Below are 16,324 nucleotides of genomic sequence, written 5' to 3'. Positions count from 1 at the left end.
GTGAGGTCACCTCCGGTCCTGGGCCCAGCGCGGGACGCGCCGTCGGGGTACTGCGGGCGTCGCGCGGGGCGGGGCCGCGGCGGGTGTCGCCAGAAGGGCCGCGGCCAGGCCCAGATGCAGCAGATACGGTGAGGCGTCGCCCAGCCCGGCCTCGGTGTACGACGCGATCGCGCAGTAGCTGATCAGGAAGATCGCGCAGGCCCTCGGCAGCGACGGCGGCCGCAGCAGCGCGACGCCGCCCAGCACGATGATGACCGCCGCCACCAAGGCGATGCCGGTCCAGCCCTGCTCGTGGTAGACGGCCAGCCAGCTGTTGTCGATCGGCAGCCCGCCGAACGACTTGTCGCCCAGACCCACGCCGAACAACTCCTTCGCGACGGTCCGGGGCGCGGCCAGCAGGGCGTCCCAGACGTTGGCCCGGCCGGTGAGGCTGGTGAGGTACTCCTGGCTCTGCCCGCGCAGGAACCACGCCCGCAGCGCGGACGCGAACCCCACCGCGACCACCACGGCGCACAGCACCGCCCAGGTGAAGAACCGGCGGGCGGCGGCGCTGGTCAGGAGGAGCGAGCCGATCGCCAGCACCAGCCCGATGAGCAGGCCGAGCGTGGCCGTCCGGGTGTGGGTCAGTGCGAGCAGGACGAGTGACGGCACGATGATGACCGCCGCGGAGGCCCGGTCGGTCCGGCGGCCCAGTACGAGCAGCACGGTCAGCCCGATGATCACCGCGGCGTACTGGCCGATCTGCGGCGGCGTGAGCGGCCACAAGGCGCCGACCAGCCGCCCGCCGTAGAGGTCGGGCATGGCCGCGCCCGGCGAGATGACCAGGCCGGCGGCGACCGACCCGAGCACCGCGAAGTACATCCGGATGTGGTGCCGTACGAACGTCAGGCTGCCGTCCCACCAGCGGCTGAGCAGCCACAGCGTGCCGACGAAGAGAGCCAGCCGGGCGCAGCGGAACAGCGCGCCCAGCCCGGACTCCAGTTGCAGGCTGGAGAGCACGCTCGGCACCAGCAGCAGAGTGAGCAGGAACAGGAAGGCGCTGGGCCGGATGCGCAGCCGGAGATTGAGCGCGAGCGCCAGCGTGAACGCGACGACCAGCGCGCCCATGGTGACCAGCTGGATGAGGGAGCGGGGCAGCGGAATGACGGTCTTCGCCCCGGCGGAGCCGAGGGTGTTGAGGATCAGCAGCCCCCAGACGACCCCGACGAGCTTCGGCGTGCCGGACGCCGGGCGCGGTCCGGCGCCGGGCTGCGTGTCCGCAGTGTCCGGTCCGCCCGGCAGTCCGTCGAGCCGCGGACTTCCGCCCATCTCAACCACCGGCCCGTGGGTCGAGGGTGCTGCCCGCGTCCTGCTGGTACGGCGATCCCTGCCACTCGCCGAAGTCGAGCACCCGGCTCGGGTCGTGGGCGACGAACTGCCACGGCCCGAGGTAGACGTTGTCGTGCCAGCGGTTGTGCTGCTTCTGGGTGATCGCCTCGGCCACCCGCTCGCCCTGGTACGGGGACCAGTCCGGGTAGGTGCCGTAGTTGGCCAGTACCGCCATGCGGTCGCACTTCGCCGTGCACTCGACGACGGACTTGTCCAGCACGAAGCGGTTGCCGTGGATGTCCACCCGCTGGGTCTTCCACCGGCAGTCGGCGTAGAGGGGCGCGGTGGCGATCGCCGGGCGTGCGCAGCGTTTGGTGTCGCGCACCAGCAACGTGCAGTCGCCGGACGAGGTGTTGGCCGGACTGTTGCAGAACCGGTCGGCGTTTTCCCACAGGGTGATCCCGGACCAGTTGTTCTCCAGCACGTTCCGGTACACCTCGATCTTGTCCGTACGGGCCTTGATCCGTGGTTCGCCGCCGGACTCGGACAGGTAGATCGTCGCGAACGGGAAGGTGTCGCCGCGGTCGGCGTACCTGCGGCCCTCGACCCAGTTGTTCCGCCGGATCGTGTTCTTCCGGATGACCGCGTTGTAGCTGGTCTCGTAGATCAGCGCGGCACCGTCGTTGGCCTCGATCACGTTGTTCTCGATGCGGAAGTCGTTGTTGTTGGTGTCCGCCCACAACCCGGTTCCACGGTTGTCGTGCACCCAGTTGCCGCGTACGTCGGCGCCGTTGACGGCCCAGAACTTGATACCTCCGGTGCAGCCGCAGCCCTCCCGCCGCCGCTCCCAGTCGCCGGTGTTGTTGCCCACGATCTCGTTGCCCTCGATCACCAGACCCGTGAGGGCGCCGTTGTCCTTGTACGCGTTCATGCCGTACTGCCCGTTGCCGCGCAGACAACTGGCGCGGACCCGCTGGCGGGCACCCGCCATCAGCCCGGCGCCGGAGTTGTGCTGGATGGTGGCGTGTTCGAGCACCCACCCGTCGGCCGAGTCGTGGTTGACCACGCCCTCGTCGTGCGGCGCGGCGAAGTTCTGCACGGTCAGGTGGCGGATGGTGACGTCGCGGGCGGTACCGCTGAACGCGTACTGGTTCTTCTTCCGGCCGTCGAGCACCGCGCCCGGCGCGCCGAGGTAGCGGTTTCCCTCCTTGGGGACGACCTGGGCGTAGCGGTCCGGATCGAGCGTGTGCTTGCCGGGGCGGAGCCAGAACGTGGTGTTCGGCGGGCTGCTCTTGGTCTTCGCTGCCAGGTCACCGACGACCGTCGGGTCGACCGTCACCGCGCCCGCCGGGGCCGCCGCCGGCCCGGCCGCCGGCTTGGCGCACACCCGGGCCACGGACCCGGCCACGGAGGTGGAGGGCGCGACGGTCGGCTCCGCCGGGGCGCCCGGCGTGCTCTCGCAGCCGGTCGCCAGCAGGGCCGACGCCAGCGCCGCCACCGGCCATGTCCCGTTCCGCCACTTGTTGCCCACGCGTCCTCCTCCCTAGCCGCGGAATCCGAGTACGGTGGTGAACTCCGTCATGCCGTCGGCGAAGCCGGTGCCGATCAGCGTGGTGGCGGGTTCCTTGCGCCCGAAGCCGGGGGAGTACCAGCCCAGCACGGGGTATCCCCTGTTCGAAGAGCTTGGGGAAAGGCCGGTCTCGCCGCGATGCGCCTGCCAGGTCAGCTGTCCGGGCAGGTCGAGCACTGCGGAGCGGTCCTCGCCGTCGCGGGTCCAGGTGAGCGCTGCCCGGTTTCCCGCCAGGTCCGCGGTGATGGCGGGGCCGAGGTGGAACGCCAGCCGCACGGCCCGGCGCGGGCCGCGCACCTCGTCGACCACCCGTAGCTCTTGGCTCGCGGCGGTCAGCTCCACCCGGCGGCGGTGCACGGAGGGCTGGTAACCGTCGTGCTCGGCGCACCAGCGGGCCACTTCCGCATCGGAGGCGTCCGCGACCAGGACGCGGCTGGGGGCGTGCCGGGTCCACAGGAACGGGCCGCCGGAGACGGACTGGTCAACGCCGTCCAGCTGGAGGGTGTTGTGACCGAGGGTCGAGCGGAAGTACTGCCGCCACTCGGGCTGCCCGTGGTAGCAGAACGTCCCCGGGTCGGCGAGCACATCGACCCCGTCGTGCCGGACCTCCACGGACAGCGCGTCCGCGTGGGCGTGCGCGGCGATGGACAGGAACCCGTGCGGCCCGCCGTCGCAGCGGCACCAGATCTCGCCCGGACCGCGCAGGATGGTCATGCCCGCGTCGGCGAAGTGGGCCGGTCGGCTTGCCGGACGGGCCACGGCCGGTGCCGTCCCGTCCTTCGCGTACGGCCGGATGAGCGCGGCCAGCAGCGGCGTGCGCACATCGGTGCCGGTCACGGCCGGCCACCAGGGGAGCCGGCCGAACACGGCGTCCCCGGTGGCCAGCAGCGAAGCCCAGCGGTCGGTGTCCGCGCCGTCCACGACCAGGCCGTGCCCGTCATCCGCGTCCCCCTGGCGCGGCGGCCGCAGCCGGTTGTCCACGATGGCCGCGAGCGCGTCGGTCATCCGCAGCAGCACCAGGCGGACGGTCGCGGGGACCGGCACTCGGGCGGCGTCCGCCTCGGCCACCGCGGCCAGGCCGAGTTCGAGGACGAGTCCGTGGTACTCGGTGGCCAGCTCGCGGTTGAGGCCGGAGTGAAAGGTGTTGCCGCGCAGGTGCCGCTCCAGTGACCGCAGCGCACCGGCCCGCCAGCGCGCCGACGAGGGGAACCACCCGAACGCGCAGGCCGCGGCGAGCTGCCCGGCGGCCTCGGCGATGACGTGGTTGTTCGCCGAAGACCCCCGGCTGGGGAAGGCGGCCAGCCAGCGCTGGTGGTGCCAGATCTGGCGCAGCGCCACCGGGTTCTCCTCGAACAGCCCGATCACGCCCGGCCAGCCGTCGAGCAGCCGGCGGATCCACACCCAGGACAGCAGACGGATGCCCAGCTCGATGCCGCTGATCCAGTGCACGCCGCGCAGCGGCGGGTTGGCCGCCCACCACGACCGCAGGTGCGTGGCCACCCGCTCGGCGTACCGCTCGTCCCTGGTGACCGCGTAGGCGGCGGCGAGCACGGTGAGGTACTGGTGCCGGGACGGCTCCCAGATCTGCTTGATGTCCCCGACCGCGTCCTCGTCGCGGTACGGCACGTCGAAGGCGTAGCCCGACGGAGCGCGGCGCCCGGTCTTCGGGTCGTACGACCAGTCCGGGTCGGCCAGGTCGTCGCGGGCGACCCCGAAGTACTCGGCGTGCCCGGCCAGCAGCCGGTCCGCCTCGGCGATCAGGCGTTTCGCGGCGTCCGGCGGCACCGCGGCGATCGTCCCGGCGGGCAGTACGGCGGTGAAGCGGGCGCCGGCCACGCTCGGGCAGTCCGGCAGCGCCGACCGCCACCGCCGCCTGCGCACCGCGTCGCCCACCCGGCCGCCGACCTCCCGCGGCTCCATCCGGGACAGCCGCCGCAGGTACCAGGCCGGGCTCCCCGAACCGGCAGTCATCGGGACCCCGCCAACGTCACCGGCGCGCCGCTCGCCAGGCCGGTCCGCACGGCGAGGGTGGCCGCCGTGGTGGCGACCAGCGACTCCAGCGGCACCGGCATGGGGCCGCCGGACCGCACGGCCCTGACGAACGCGGCCAGTTCGGCTTCCTGGCCCTTGTCCCTGGCCTTGGGCAGCCGCGAACTGACCCACCGCTTGCGTCCGGCTGTGCCATCCGCGTACACCGAGGCCCGCACGAAGTCGTCGAGCCGCAGCGCCTTGCCGTCCGCGACCAGGTCCAGCGTCTCCTTGGGGAGGCTGGCCGGTCCGGTGGTGACGTAGCTGATGGTGGCGGTGGACCCGTCCGGGTAGCGCAGTACGACCTGGAGGTCCTCGTTGCCGGCCGTGCCGACCGCGTACACCGAGACCGGATCGGCCGCCAGCAGCCAGCTCGCCGTGTCGATGAAGTGCCCGCCCTCACCGGCGAAACGCGAGCCCTCGGTGCCCTGTTGGAGGTACCAGCTGCCGTGCTGCAGCCGGCCCGCGTTGACCAGGTAGCGCAGGCTCGCCGGGCCGCTCCGGGCACCGAACCGCTGCCTGGCCTCCCACAGCAGCGGTGCGAACCGGCGGTTGAAACCCACCTGGATCCGGTCGTTGCCGGACTCCTCCACCGCCGCGAGCACGCCGGCCAGGTCGTCCTCGGTGAGAGCCAGGGGCTTCTCCACGAACACCGTCTTGCCGGCCAGCAGGGCCTTCCGGGCCAGTTCGGCGTGTGAGCTGTGCCGGGTGACCACGAACACCGCGTCGATGGACGTGTCGCCGAGCACGGCGTCGAGGTCGGTGGTCGCCTCGGCGAAGCCGAACTTCCGCTTCGCGTTGGCCGCGGACAGCGCCGTCGTGGTGACGACGGTCGACAGCGTGACGCCGTCGCGCTGTGCCAGGTGGGGCAGCAGCATCGACGTCGCGTAGTTTCCGGCACCGATGAACGCCAGCCGTACCGGTGTCTTGGCGGCCCGGGCCGGGGCGGCCACCGGGGCGCCGCGGCGCACCGCGGGCACGGCCACCGCCGGGGCCTGCGCTTCCCCCGCTTCCCCCGCCTGTTCGGGGTACCGGAACAGCACGGCCACGGCCTTGAGGTCGCCGTCCTTCAGGCGCTGGTACGTCTCGACGGCGTCGGAGAAGTCCGCGATGTGGGAGACCAGGGGCTCCACGGCGACGCGGTCGCGGGCGAGGAGATCGAGGAAGCACGCCAGGTTGCGGCGCTCGGTCCAGCGCACGTAGCCGATCGGGTAGTCGCGCCCCTGGAGCTCGTACTCCGGGTCGTAGCGGCCGGGGCCGTACGAGCGGGAGAACCGGACGTCGAGCTCCTTCTCGTAGTACGCGTTCCACGGCAGGTCCAGGCGGCACTTGCCGATGTCGACCACCCGGCCGCGGTCCCGGCTCAAGTGGGCGGCCAGCTCGACGGGCTGGTTGCTGCCGCCACCGGCGGCCAGATACACCTGGTCCACGCCGTGCCCGCCGGTGAGTTCGGCGACGGCGGCCTCCACGGCCGCGGACGCCGGATCGCCGCAGGCCGCGGCGCCCAGGCGCGCGGCCAGCTCGCAGCGCACCGGGTCGGGGTCGGCGCCGACGACGCGGACCCCCGAGGCGGTCAGCAGCTGCACCACCAGCTGCCCGATCAGCCCGAGGCCGATGACCAGCGCCACCTCGCCGAGCTGCGGCTCGCCCTGGCGGACGCCCTGCATCGCGATCGACCCGACGGTGCCGAAGGCCGCGTGCCGCGGCGCGAGGCCGTCCGGCACCGGGGTGTAGAGGTTCTGCGGCACCCAGTTCAGTTCGGCGTGCAAGGCATGCTCGTTGCCGGCGCAGGCCACGAGGTCACCGACGGCCACATCGCCGATTCCGTCGCCGACCTGCTCGACCACCCCGCACAGCGAGTAGCCCAGCGGCGTGTAGGAGTCCAGCTTGCCCATCACCTTGCGGTACGTGGCGGGCACCCCGTTGGTGGCCACGCTCTGCATGACCTTGGCCACCTGGTCGGGGCGGGAGCGGGCCTTGCCCACCATCGACATGCCGGCCTCGGACACCTTCATGAGCTCGGTCCCGGTGGATATCAGCGAGTAGGCGCTGCGGACCAGCACACCGCCCGGCTTGCACCCCGGCACCGGCACGTCCAGCACCGTCAGCTCGCCGCTCTTGTAGTTCTGCACGACCTGTTTCACCCGAGCTCCTCTTGTTTCCTTGCTGTCAGGCCGCTTGGCTCTGGCCGGAGCCAGAGGTCGCGCCGCGGTACCAGTACTCCAGGGTCAGTACGTGCCACAGATGCTTGGAGAAGTCGCGCTGCCCGGCGGCGTCCTCGGCGACGAGCCGTGCCAGCGCGTCGCGGCGCAGGATGCCGGAGTTGACGAGCACCCCGTCGTTGATCACCTCGCGCACCAGCGGCGCCAGGTCCCGGCTCATCCAGGCCCGCAGCGGGGCGCTGAACAGGCCCTTGGGCCGGTACACGATCTCCCGGGGCAGGATCGAGGTGGCGGCCTCCTTGAGGACGGCCTTGCCCTGCCGTCCGACGATCTTGCGGTCGCCGGGCACAGCGAACGCCGCCCGGACCACCTCGACGTCCACGTACGGCACCCGCACCTCGGTCGACGCGGCCATGCTCGACCGGTCCGTGTACGCGAGGTTCAGGCCCGGCAGGAACATCCGGGCATCACCCAGGCACATCCGGTTGACGAAGTCGTCGAGGTCGTTGTCCCGGTAGATGTCCGCATGCTCGGTCAGTACGTCCTCGACCGTCCCGGCCAGGTCCGGATCGACCAGGGCGAGCAGTTCGTCCTGGTCGTACATGGTGTAGCTGCGCCGGAACGCGGTCTCCTCCGGCAGATCGGCGAAAGACAGGAACCGCTTCGCGAAGCGCACCGACCGGTACCCCCGCCGGGACGTGGCGACCGGCAGCCGGTCCACGGCCGCGGACAGACCGCGCCGCAGGGGCCGCGGGACGCGCTGGTAGCGCAGTGCGAGCAGGTTGGCCAGGTGCTTGCGGTACCCGGCGAACAGCTCGTCGGCGCCCATCCCCGAGAGCATCACCTTGACCCCGGCCTCCCGGGCGGCCGAGCAGATCAGGTACGTGTTGATCGCGGCGGGGTCGCCGATCGGCTCGTCCAGGTGGTACGTCATCTGCGGGAGCAGTTCCAGCACGTCCGGGGCGATCTCGATCTCGTGCAGGTCGACGCCGTACCGCTCGGCCACCTGCCGGGCGTAGCGCAGGTCGTCCGGCATCGCCTCGAACTTGGCGTCCTCGGCGCGGAACCCGATCGTGTAGGCGGAGATCCCGGGCTGGTGGCGGGCGGCCAGCGCGGTCAGGTAGCTGGAGTCGAGACCGCCGGAGAGGAAGGTCGCCACCGGTACGTCGGAGAGCAGGTGCTGCCGGGTCGACTCCTCGACGATGGCGGCCAGGTCCGGCCGCTCGCCGCTGCGGGCCCGCTCCCGGCCCTCGGCGGCGACGTCCTTGAGGTTCCAGTACCGGCCGCGCTCCACCCGGCCGTCGGGCCGGCACCGCAGCCAGCTCCCCGGCGGCAGCTTCTCCGCCTCGCGGAACGCGCAGCGCGAGTCCGGCACCCAGTAGTACAGCAGCGAGGCCACCAGCGCCGCATGGTCCACTTCCAGCGACCCGCCGGTCACCGCGGCGAGCGCCTTGAGTTCGGAGGCGAACACCAGGCCCGCGCCGCGCCGGAGCAGGAACAGCGGCTTGATGCCGAGCTGGTCGCGGGCGAGCACCAGCTCACCGGTCCGCTCGTCGAAGACCGCGAACGCGAACATGCCGCGCAGCCGGGGCAGGCAGCCGGTGCCCCAGCGCCGCCAGGCCTCCAGCAGCACCTCGGTGTCGGAGGTGCCGCGGAAGCGCACCCCGGCGGCTGCCAGTTCGGTACGGAGTTCGGGCGCGTTGTACAGCTCGCCGTTGTACGTCAGGGCGAGGCCGCCCGAGGTCATCGGCTGGGCGCCGGTCCCGGACAGGTCGATGATGGCCAGCCGGCGGTGCCCGAGGTGCACCTCGCCGTCACCGGCGGAATGGCTGTACCGGCCGGCCCCGTCCGGGCCGCGGTGGGCGAGGACATCGGTGAGCCGGTCGGTCACCGCCTTTCCGTCCGGCCATCGGTACGTGCCTGCGATGCCACACATGTTCTACCGAGCCTCCTGGTCGCTGTGCGGGACCCTTCCCCGAGCTCTCAACTCCGTTCGAGCAGGGGAGGCCCCACTGGCCGGCATCGGCGGCCGCTCCGTCCGCAACTGGCCTTCCCCCACTGCCTGAACGGCGTGGGAGGTACCCCCACCGTGCTGCCGGGCCAGCCAATCCGCCCGCGGCTGGCCCGTCCCGTGCTGCCGGGCCAGCCGCTCATGAGGGCCGCGCGGCGCGGTGTGCGGTCCGTCCCACAGCGTGCCGTCGGTCCGGTCCCGCGGATCGGGGGCGATCAGCACCACCCCGATCACCGGGATGCGCTGGTCCGCGAGCTGCCGCGCCACGGTGTGCAGCCATGCGGCGCTGCCCTGCCCGGCACGTACGACGAGTACGGTCCGGGTGCCGAGGTACTGGAGGTCGGTCCACGCCGTGCCGGGCGCGACCGAGCCGACGCCGAGCCGGCGCACGTGCCGCGGTACGGCCGCGGCGCGCTCGCCGCTGACCACGGTCGGGTCTCCCGGCTGCCTTGGGACGTTGGCGAGCTCCGCGCGGGGCAGCGCGTCGATGACGACCACCGGCCCCTCCGCCGTCAGCGCTCTGCCGACGTCCAGGGCGATCGCGCCCGCGGTGTGGGCGCAGCCCAGTTCCAGCAGCGACACCGGTTCGGCGGCGCCGCGTATGGACCGGGCCAGGGTCGTGGTGAGCCGTTCGCGAGCCGTCCGGGTCCGTCGGCGCTGCCACCGTCCGGCCGGCCGGCGGGGTGCGCGGGGCAGCTCCGCGATGACCGAGGCGCCCAGGTTCGCGGCGATCTCCCGGCGCAGTACGGGGCGGTCCGCGACCACGGTGCCGACCGCGGCCAGCGCGAGCCCGAGGACGAGTCCCAGGACGAGCCCGATCGCGGCGTTGGTGGCGGCGGCCTTGGGCAGGGAGTGCCGTACCGCGCGCGGTGCGTCCACGATCTGCGTGCCGGCGAGGAGCCGGGGCGTGCCGATGCGCGCCTCCTCGGCGCGCTGGTCGAAATCGCTGATCCGTGAGTTGAGTTCGGCCCGGCGGGCGAAGAGCGACTCGATGCTCGCCGACGCTTTCGGGTCGCTCTCCGGCGAGCGGTCCCCGATCGCCTTGTTGACCTGGGCGAGTTCCTTGCGCATCCGGTCGCGCTGGTCGAGCAGGGCCTCGGCCTCGGCCTTCGCGGTTTCCCGCATCCGCCGCACATGGTCCGCGATGAACGCGTCGGCCAGCGCCTTGGCCCTGGCCACCGCCTCCGCGTCGCTGCCGGCTGTCACATCGATCTGCAGCAGATTGTTGGTCAAGCCGGTGCCGCGGTAGTCCTGCAGGAAATCCGCCGGGCTTTCCGGGGACTTGAGAGCCTGCAGGGCCGCACTGGCGATCCGTGTGGTCCCCAGCAGCGCGACGTCGGTGCGGATCAGGGTTCCGGTGTCGTTGGGCTGGTCCTCCTTGTGCGCGACCAGCACTTTGGTCACCGCGGTCGGGGGCGGCGGCAGCAGTACCGCCACCGCCGTGCCGATCAGCAGGCCCAGCAGTGCCATGGAACACCAGAGGCGTCGGCGTCTGCGTACCGCCGCCACCAGCGCCTGCAGGTCCAGCAGGGGAGTGGCTGCCGACGCTTCCGAAGTCGTGCTGGTCGTCACACTGAACCTCCCGTCGCGTGGCCGTGGCCCGCGAGCGTCGGAGAGGCGTTGTCCGGAGGGTGGCCGGCGGACCGCGTCGTACGGACCCGGACCGGGCCGGCGACGACGGCGCCGACGACCTCGTGCCTGCTGTCCGCACACGCCGCGGCGATACCGGCGAGCTCCTCCGCGGTCCAGCTGCCCGCGCTGAGCACGACCAGGGCACCGGACTCGGCGCCGCGGTCCGGCACCATCGGCTGGGACACCGAAACCTCCACCACCCGCACCGTGGGCTCTTTCCTGTTCGAAGCGCTCGGGGAAGGGTCGCCTCCGGCCTCGGTGACGAGCTGCCCGGCGGCCCGGCGGGCGATCTCGTCGCCCTCCGGTACGACAACCAGCAGCCGCAGCGGGGCCGGCAGCCGGTTCCGGAGGCGAGCGCACACCCGCCGGTAACGGATCCGTCTGCCGGCTTCGTCGCCGGACGTCTGCGGGGCCGGTATGTCCCAGCGGGTGTCGATGCCGAGAAGCCGGCGGATCCGGGCCCGCCGGCCCTGGCCTTCCGGCCGGTGCGCGCGCCGTTCATCGGGTACGTCGACGCTGCCCAGCAGTGTCGAGCCCAGCGCCGCGGCGATCTCCGGTTCGGTGCGCAGCCGGCGGTTCATCCGTGCGGCGACGAGATGGCCGATGACCGCGAGCAGGGAGAACAGCAGCGCCCCGGCGATGATGAGCTGCGTCCGCGTCGGCGGCACCGCGCCGGTGGGCCGGGCCGCCGGGCCCATGACGACCAGGCCGGCCTTGTCGGTCGCCGGGTCGGCCTCGTCCAGCTTCTTCATGGCCTCCTGCAGCGTGGTGCGCAGCTTTTCGAGCGCGGTACGGGCCTGCACGCTCTCCACGGTCCGCCCCGGATCGGCCGCTCTGGCCAGTTCGGTGATGCGGCGGTTGGTCTCCGCCACCTTCTGCCGCAGCGTCTCGGGGCCCGTGGCCGCTTCGTGGCCGGAGCTGCCCCCTGCGATCCGCGCGGCGAAGGTGACGAACTGCTGGGCCACCCGGTCGGAGAGCTGCTGCGCGCGTTCCGGGGTGCCGGCCGTACCGGAGATCTTGACGATGTTCCCTTCGGCGGCCTTGGCGCTGACGTGATCCCGCAGTTCGCTGCTGCTGACGTCCTTCCAGCCGAGCGTGGCGGCCGCGCGGTCGACCACCACCGAACTGGCCGCGATCTCGGCCTGGGTCAGCAGCTCGCGCTCTTCCCACTGGCCCGGCAGCAGTACCGATGCCGACGCCGTGTAGCGCGGTGGGAAGAGCACCGAGGCGCCGTAGCCCACGAGTGCGCCCAGTACGGCGAGGACGGCGAGAAGCCGTCGGCGCCGACGGAAGATCCGCCCGATCGTGACCAGGCGTATCGTTTCATCGCTCAACGGCGCGGCCTCCTCCCCGACCGCACCGGGCCACCTGCCGGCACCGCGGTGCGGCCCCGGCAGGCAGCGGCGTACGCGGCGAGCAGCGACTGCTGGGAGTTCCGCCAGGAGAGCTGCCCGGTGATCCGCTCCCGGCCGATCTCGCCCATCCGGGCCCGCTTCTCCGGATCGTCGAGCAGCACGGTGATGAGCCTGGCGAATTCGGCCTCGTCGTTGGCGGGCGCGTAGACGGCGGCGTCACCGGCGGAGACGCGCGCCTCCCGCAGGTCGAACGAGACGGTCGGCCGGCCCATCGCCATGTACTCCAGAACCTTGTTCATGGTCGACACGTCGTTGAGCGGATTGCGCGGATCGGGGGAGAGGCACACGTCCGCGGTGGACAGATAGCGCACCAGGTCGGCGTCCGGAATGCGCCCGGTGAACTCCACCTGCCCATCGAGCCCGAGCTGCCGGGACAGTTCCACCATCGCGTCGAAGGCATCGCCGGAGCCGACGAACACCGCGTGCCAGTCGGTCCGCCCGAGCTCGTCGCGCAGCTTCGCCAGGGCCCGCAAGGCGTAGTCCACGCCGTCCTGGGGGCCCATGACACCCAGGTAGCACAGCAGATGAGGCTTGCCGTTCTTCAACTCCGGCTCGGACGGCACCGGCTGGAACCGGTCGACCTGGGGCGCGCTGCGCACCACGAAGACGTCCTCCGGCCGCTTGCCGCCACGGCGCACCGCGACGTCCCGGTAGCTCTCGTTCGTGGCGAGCACGATGCCCGCGGCCCGGTAGGTCAGCCGTTCCAGCGCGCACACGGCGCGGTAGAGCAGATCCTCACCGCGGTCGAACCGGGAGAGGTACAGCTCGGGCACCAGGTCGTGCTGGTCGAAGACGAACCGCGCGCCGCGCCGCGTCAGCCACCGTGCCGGAAGGTACAGCAGGTCGGGCGGGTTGCAGGCGTGGACCACGTGGACCGGGCCGACCTTGCGTACCAGCCGCGCCGTGTGCCACAGCGCCGATCCGTACTCCCGCAGATAGCCGGCCGGCCCGCCGGTGGCCGCGCGCAACGGGTAACGGTGGATCCGCACCCCGTCGATCTCCGCCTCCGCCTCCGTGTCCCGCTTCTCCCCCCGGGGGCAGATGACGTCCACCTGCCAGCCCGCGTCGCGCAGCGTCGTGCACTCCTGCCACACCCGCCGGTCGAACGGCACCGACAGGTTCTCCACCAGGATCAGCGCGCGCCGGCCGGGCCGGTCGCCGCTCATTGCGTTACCAAGCAAGGCCCACGTACCCCGGTTCGGTCCGGCGCGCCTCGGCGTCGGGAAGGTGGATGAGATCGACGATCACCGGGCCGCCGGCACCGTGCGGCAGCGCCGACAGCACGTCCGGGTCCCTGGTACCGACCAGGCAGACTTCGGCGTGTTCGAGCACCTCGTCGACGGAGTCCGCGAGCAGGTGGGCGAGGTGCGGCAGCCGGGTCTCGACGTACTCGCGGTTCGCGCCGAGCAGCCGGGACAGGCTCACGTTGGCGTCGTAGATCTTCAGGTCGTACCCCTTGCCGAAGAGCCGCTCCGCCAGCTCGACGAGCGGGCTCTCGCGGAGGTCGTCGGTGCCGGGTTTGAAGGACAGCCCGAACAGGCCCGCCCGGCGTTTTCCGGTGCGCTCCACCAGCTCCACCGCCCGTTGCAGATGGGCGGAGTTGGAGGGCAGTACGTGGGAGAGGATGGGCACCGATACGTCGGCCCGCTGTGCCGCGTGGACCAGGCTGCGCAGGTCCTTGGGCAGGCAGGAGCCGCCGAAGGCGAAGCCGGGCCGCAGGTAGGCGGGGCTGATGTTCAGCTTGCGGTCGGCCAGGAAGACGTCCATCACCTGGTGCGAGTCCACCCCGAGTGCCCGGCACACCGCGCCCAGTTCGTTCGCGAAGCCGATCTTGAGGCCGTGGAACGCGTTGTCCGCGTACTTGATCGCCTCGGCCGTCGGGACCGGCACCCGGAAGACCTCGCCGGGCAGCTCGGCGTAGAGCGCCGCCACGACGTCGCCGCTCGCCGGATCGAGTTCACCGATGACGGTCTTGGGCGGGTCGAAGAAGTCTTGCACGCTCGTGCCCTCGCGCAGGAACTCCGGGTTGACCGCGACCCCGACGTCCGCCCCGGCCATCCCGCCGACGTGCTTCTCCAGGATCGGCACCAGCAGGTTCAGGCAGGTGCCCGGCAGCATGGTGCTGCGGAACACGACGGTGTGCCGCCCGCCCCGCTCGGCCAGTACGGCGCCGATCTGCTCGGTGACCCGCTCCAGATAGGTGGTGCACAGGCTGCCGTTGGGCTCCGACGGCGTGCCCACGCAGACCAGCGACACCTCGCTGCCCATGATCGCCTCGCGGACGTCGGCGGTGGCGCGTAACGCCCCGGTCCGCACGACCTCGGCGATCAGCTCGCCGATCCGCTCCTCGACCACCGGGGCCTTGCCGTCGTTGACCAGGTCGACCTTGACCCGGTTCACGTCCACCCCGATGACCTCGTGCCCCATACCGGCCAGGCACGCGGCCGACACACAGCCCACGTAGCCGAGCCCGAAAACGCTGACCTTCATGTCCCGTCCCTCCCCCCAGGCAGGCCCTTCCGGCCTGCGGTCCGCACGCCGGCGGGACCGTTGCGCCCCGGCCCTCCGCACATCAGTAGGCCCCCTGCCCGTAGAGCACCGCGCGCAGCGTCTTCCACAAGATCACCGCGTCCAGGGCGAGCGACCAGTCCTCCACGTACCGCAGGTCGAGGCGGACCGCCTCCTCCCACGGCAGGTCGCTGCGTCCGCTGATCTGCCACAGGCCGGTGAGACCGGGCTTGACCAGCAGCCGCCGCCGGATGTCCGGGCCGTACGCGGCGGACTCCTCCGGCAGCGGGGGCCGCGGGCCGACCAGCGACATCGATCCGGTGAGCACGTTGAAGAGCTGTGGGAGCTCGTCGATCGAGTACCGGCGCAGCACCGCTCCCACCCGGGTCACCCGCGGGTCCCGGCGGAGTTTGAACAGCAGTCCCGCGCCCTCGTTGCGGTGGACCAGCTCGGCACGTGCCGCGTCGGCCCCGACGATCATGGTGCGGAACTTGACGATGGTGAACTCGTGGCCGTCCTTGCCGACTCTGCGCTGGCGGTAGACCGGCCCGCCCGGGCTGTCCAGCATCACGAGCAGCGCGACGAGCAGCATCAGTGGCGCGAACAGCATCAGCAGCACCGCCGCGCCCAGCCGGTCGACGACCCCTTTGACCGCCCGCCGGCCCCCGCTGAACGTCGGCATGCTGACCCGCAGCAGCGGAATCCCGAGCACCGCGTCGACGTGCAGCCGCGGGCCGGCCACCTCCATCAGCACGGGGGCCACGACCATCTCGGCGTCGCTGCCTTCGAGGTTCCAGGCCAGCCGCTGCAGCCGGTCCGGTGACCAGTGCGGGTCCGGTGTGACCGCGACGACACGGTAACCGTCGCGGCGTACGTGGTTGGCCACGTCCGTCAGCCGGCCGACGACCGGCACGCCGTGCAGCTGGTCACCGTCGAGCCCGAGACCGTTTGTCGTGCACACCGCGTCCACCCGCCAGCCGAGATGCGGGAACTTGCGGGCCCGGGTGATCAGGTCGCGCACGGTGTCCGGGCTCCCGGCGGCGAGTACCGGTCTCAAACACCGGCCTTCCTTGCGCTGCCGGTGCAACGAGAGGCGCAGCAGATACCGCGCGGTCATGGTGATGAGCGCGATCGCGGGGATCGCCACGAAGATCCAGAGTTTGATGTTGCGCGAGGTGAGGGCGATGCCGCCGAGCGCCAGGACGACGGCCGCGGTGAACAGTGAGCGGCCGAGCCGGCGGAACTCCTCGGCGCCCTGGCCGAGTACGGCCGGGGCCCACGCCCGGCTCACCGCCAGCGCTCCGAGCACCAGCAACTCGGTGCCGAAGGCGAGGATGCCCCACTTCTCGTGCCAGTTGGCCGCGTCCCGGGCCCCGAAGAAGAGGCCGATCGACGCCACCACGCAGGCGGTGGCCACGGTGTCGCTGGTGATCACGGTACGGCGGTACCGCTGCTCCCAGTCGACAGCGGGCCGGCTGCTTGCCCCGTTCGCCAAACGCCCGCGCGTCGACGGAAACGGGTTGACTAATTCCCCCTGCTGCACAGGACCCCCCGGTCGCCAGTGGTACGAGTGTTCGTCCAACCCTGTTCCTCGCACCGGGAGGCCCCCGCCCCCCGCCGCGTCGCGCCGTTCTTCCCCCCGGGAGGCAGCCGCCTCCCCGCGCCGGACATCCCGGCTGTTGCAGCGCTA

At 72.2% G+C, this 16,324-nt stretch carries 10 protein-coding genes; all 10 read right to left on the bottom strand.

Going from position 1 to position 16,324, the window contains the following annotated elements; genetic code table 11:
* Positions 1-6: 6 nt before the first annotated feature.
* Positions 7-1,308, bottom strand: a complete 1,302-nt coding sequence (locus ACZ53K_RS22925) for an O-antigen ligase domain-containing protein (RefSeq protein WP_468839612.1) — start codon at positions 1,306-1,308, stop codon at positions 7-9.
* A 1-nt stretch (position 1,309) separates the two neighbouring features.
* Positions 1,310-2,839 (bottom strand): right-handed parallel beta-helix repeat-containing protein, encoded by a 1,530-nt coding sequence (locus tag ACZ53K_RS22920; RefSeq protein ID WP_468839609.1) that lies wholly within the window; start codon positions 2,837-2,839, stop codon positions 1,310-1,312.
* Between the two features lie 12 nt (positions 2,840-2,851).
* Positions 2,852-4,849 carry a heparinase II/III family protein gene (locus ACZ53K_RS22915; protein WP_468839607.1) on the bottom strand — a complete coding sequence of 666 codons (1,998 nt, stop codon included), beginning with the start codon at positions 4,847-4,849 and terminating at the stop codon, positions 2,852-2,854.
* Complete coding sequence (locus tag ACZ53K_RS22910) at positions 4,846-7,050, bottom strand: bi-domain-containing oxidoreductase (RefSeq protein WP_468839605.1); 2,205 nt, start codon at positions 7,048-7,050, stop codon at positions 4,846-4,848. Before ACZ53K_RS22910 ends, ACZ53K_RS22915 begins: the two co-directional genes overlap by 4 nt.
* Before the next feature lie 25 nt (positions 7,051-7,075).
* The gene (asnB, locus tag ACZ53K_RS22905; RefSeq protein WP_468839602.1) at positions 7,076-9,004 is read right to left on the bottom strand and encodes an asparagine synthase (glutamine-hydrolyzing); all 1,929 of its coding nucleotides are present in this window, start codon (positions 9,002-9,004) and stop codon (positions 7,076-7,078) included.
* A 3-nt stretch (positions 9,005-9,007) separates the two neighbouring features.
* Positions 9,008-10,651, bottom strand: coding sequence for a Wzz/FepE/Etk N-terminal domain-containing protein (locus ACZ53K_RS22900; protein WP_468839599.1), 1,644 nt, complete (start codon positions 10,649-10,651; stop codon positions 9,008-9,010).
* The gene (locus ACZ53K_RS22895) at positions 10,648-12,045 is read right to left on the bottom strand and encodes a Wzz/FepE/Etk N-terminal domain-containing protein (RefSeq protein ID WP_468839596.1); all 1,398 of its coding nucleotides are present in this window, start codon (positions 12,043-12,045) and stop codon (positions 10,648-10,650) included. Before ACZ53K_RS22895 ends, ACZ53K_RS22900 begins: the two co-directional genes overlap by 4 nt.
* Positions 12,042-13,292 carry a glycosyltransferase family 4 protein gene (locus tag ACZ53K_RS22890; protein ID WP_468839594.1) on the bottom strand — a complete coding sequence of 417 codons (1,251 nt, stop codon included), beginning with the start codon at positions 13,290-13,292 and terminating at the stop codon, positions 12,042-12,044. Before ACZ53K_RS22890 ends, ACZ53K_RS22895 begins: the two co-directional genes overlap by 4 nt.
* Before the next feature lie 4 nt (positions 13,293-13,296).
* A complete protein-coding gene (locus ACZ53K_RS22885) occupies positions 13,297-14,616 on the bottom strand; it encodes a nucleotide sugar dehydrogenase (protein ID WP_468839591.1) in 1,320 nt (439 codons plus the stop codon).
* 82 nt (positions 14,617-14,698) lie between these two features.
* Positions 14,699-16,177, bottom strand: a complete 1,479-nt coding sequence (locus tag ACZ53K_RS22880) for a sugar transferase (RefSeq protein WP_468839588.1) — start codon at positions 16,175-16,177, stop codon at positions 14,699-14,701.
* Between the last annotated feature and the right edge of the window lie 147 nt (positions 16,178-16,324).

The sequence above is a fragment of the Streptomyces sp. NPDC033221 genome, from assembly GCF_055577005.1.
The sequence above is the reverse complement of the archived record's forward strand: the minus strand, read 5'-3'. Positions and strand labels throughout refer to the sequence as shown.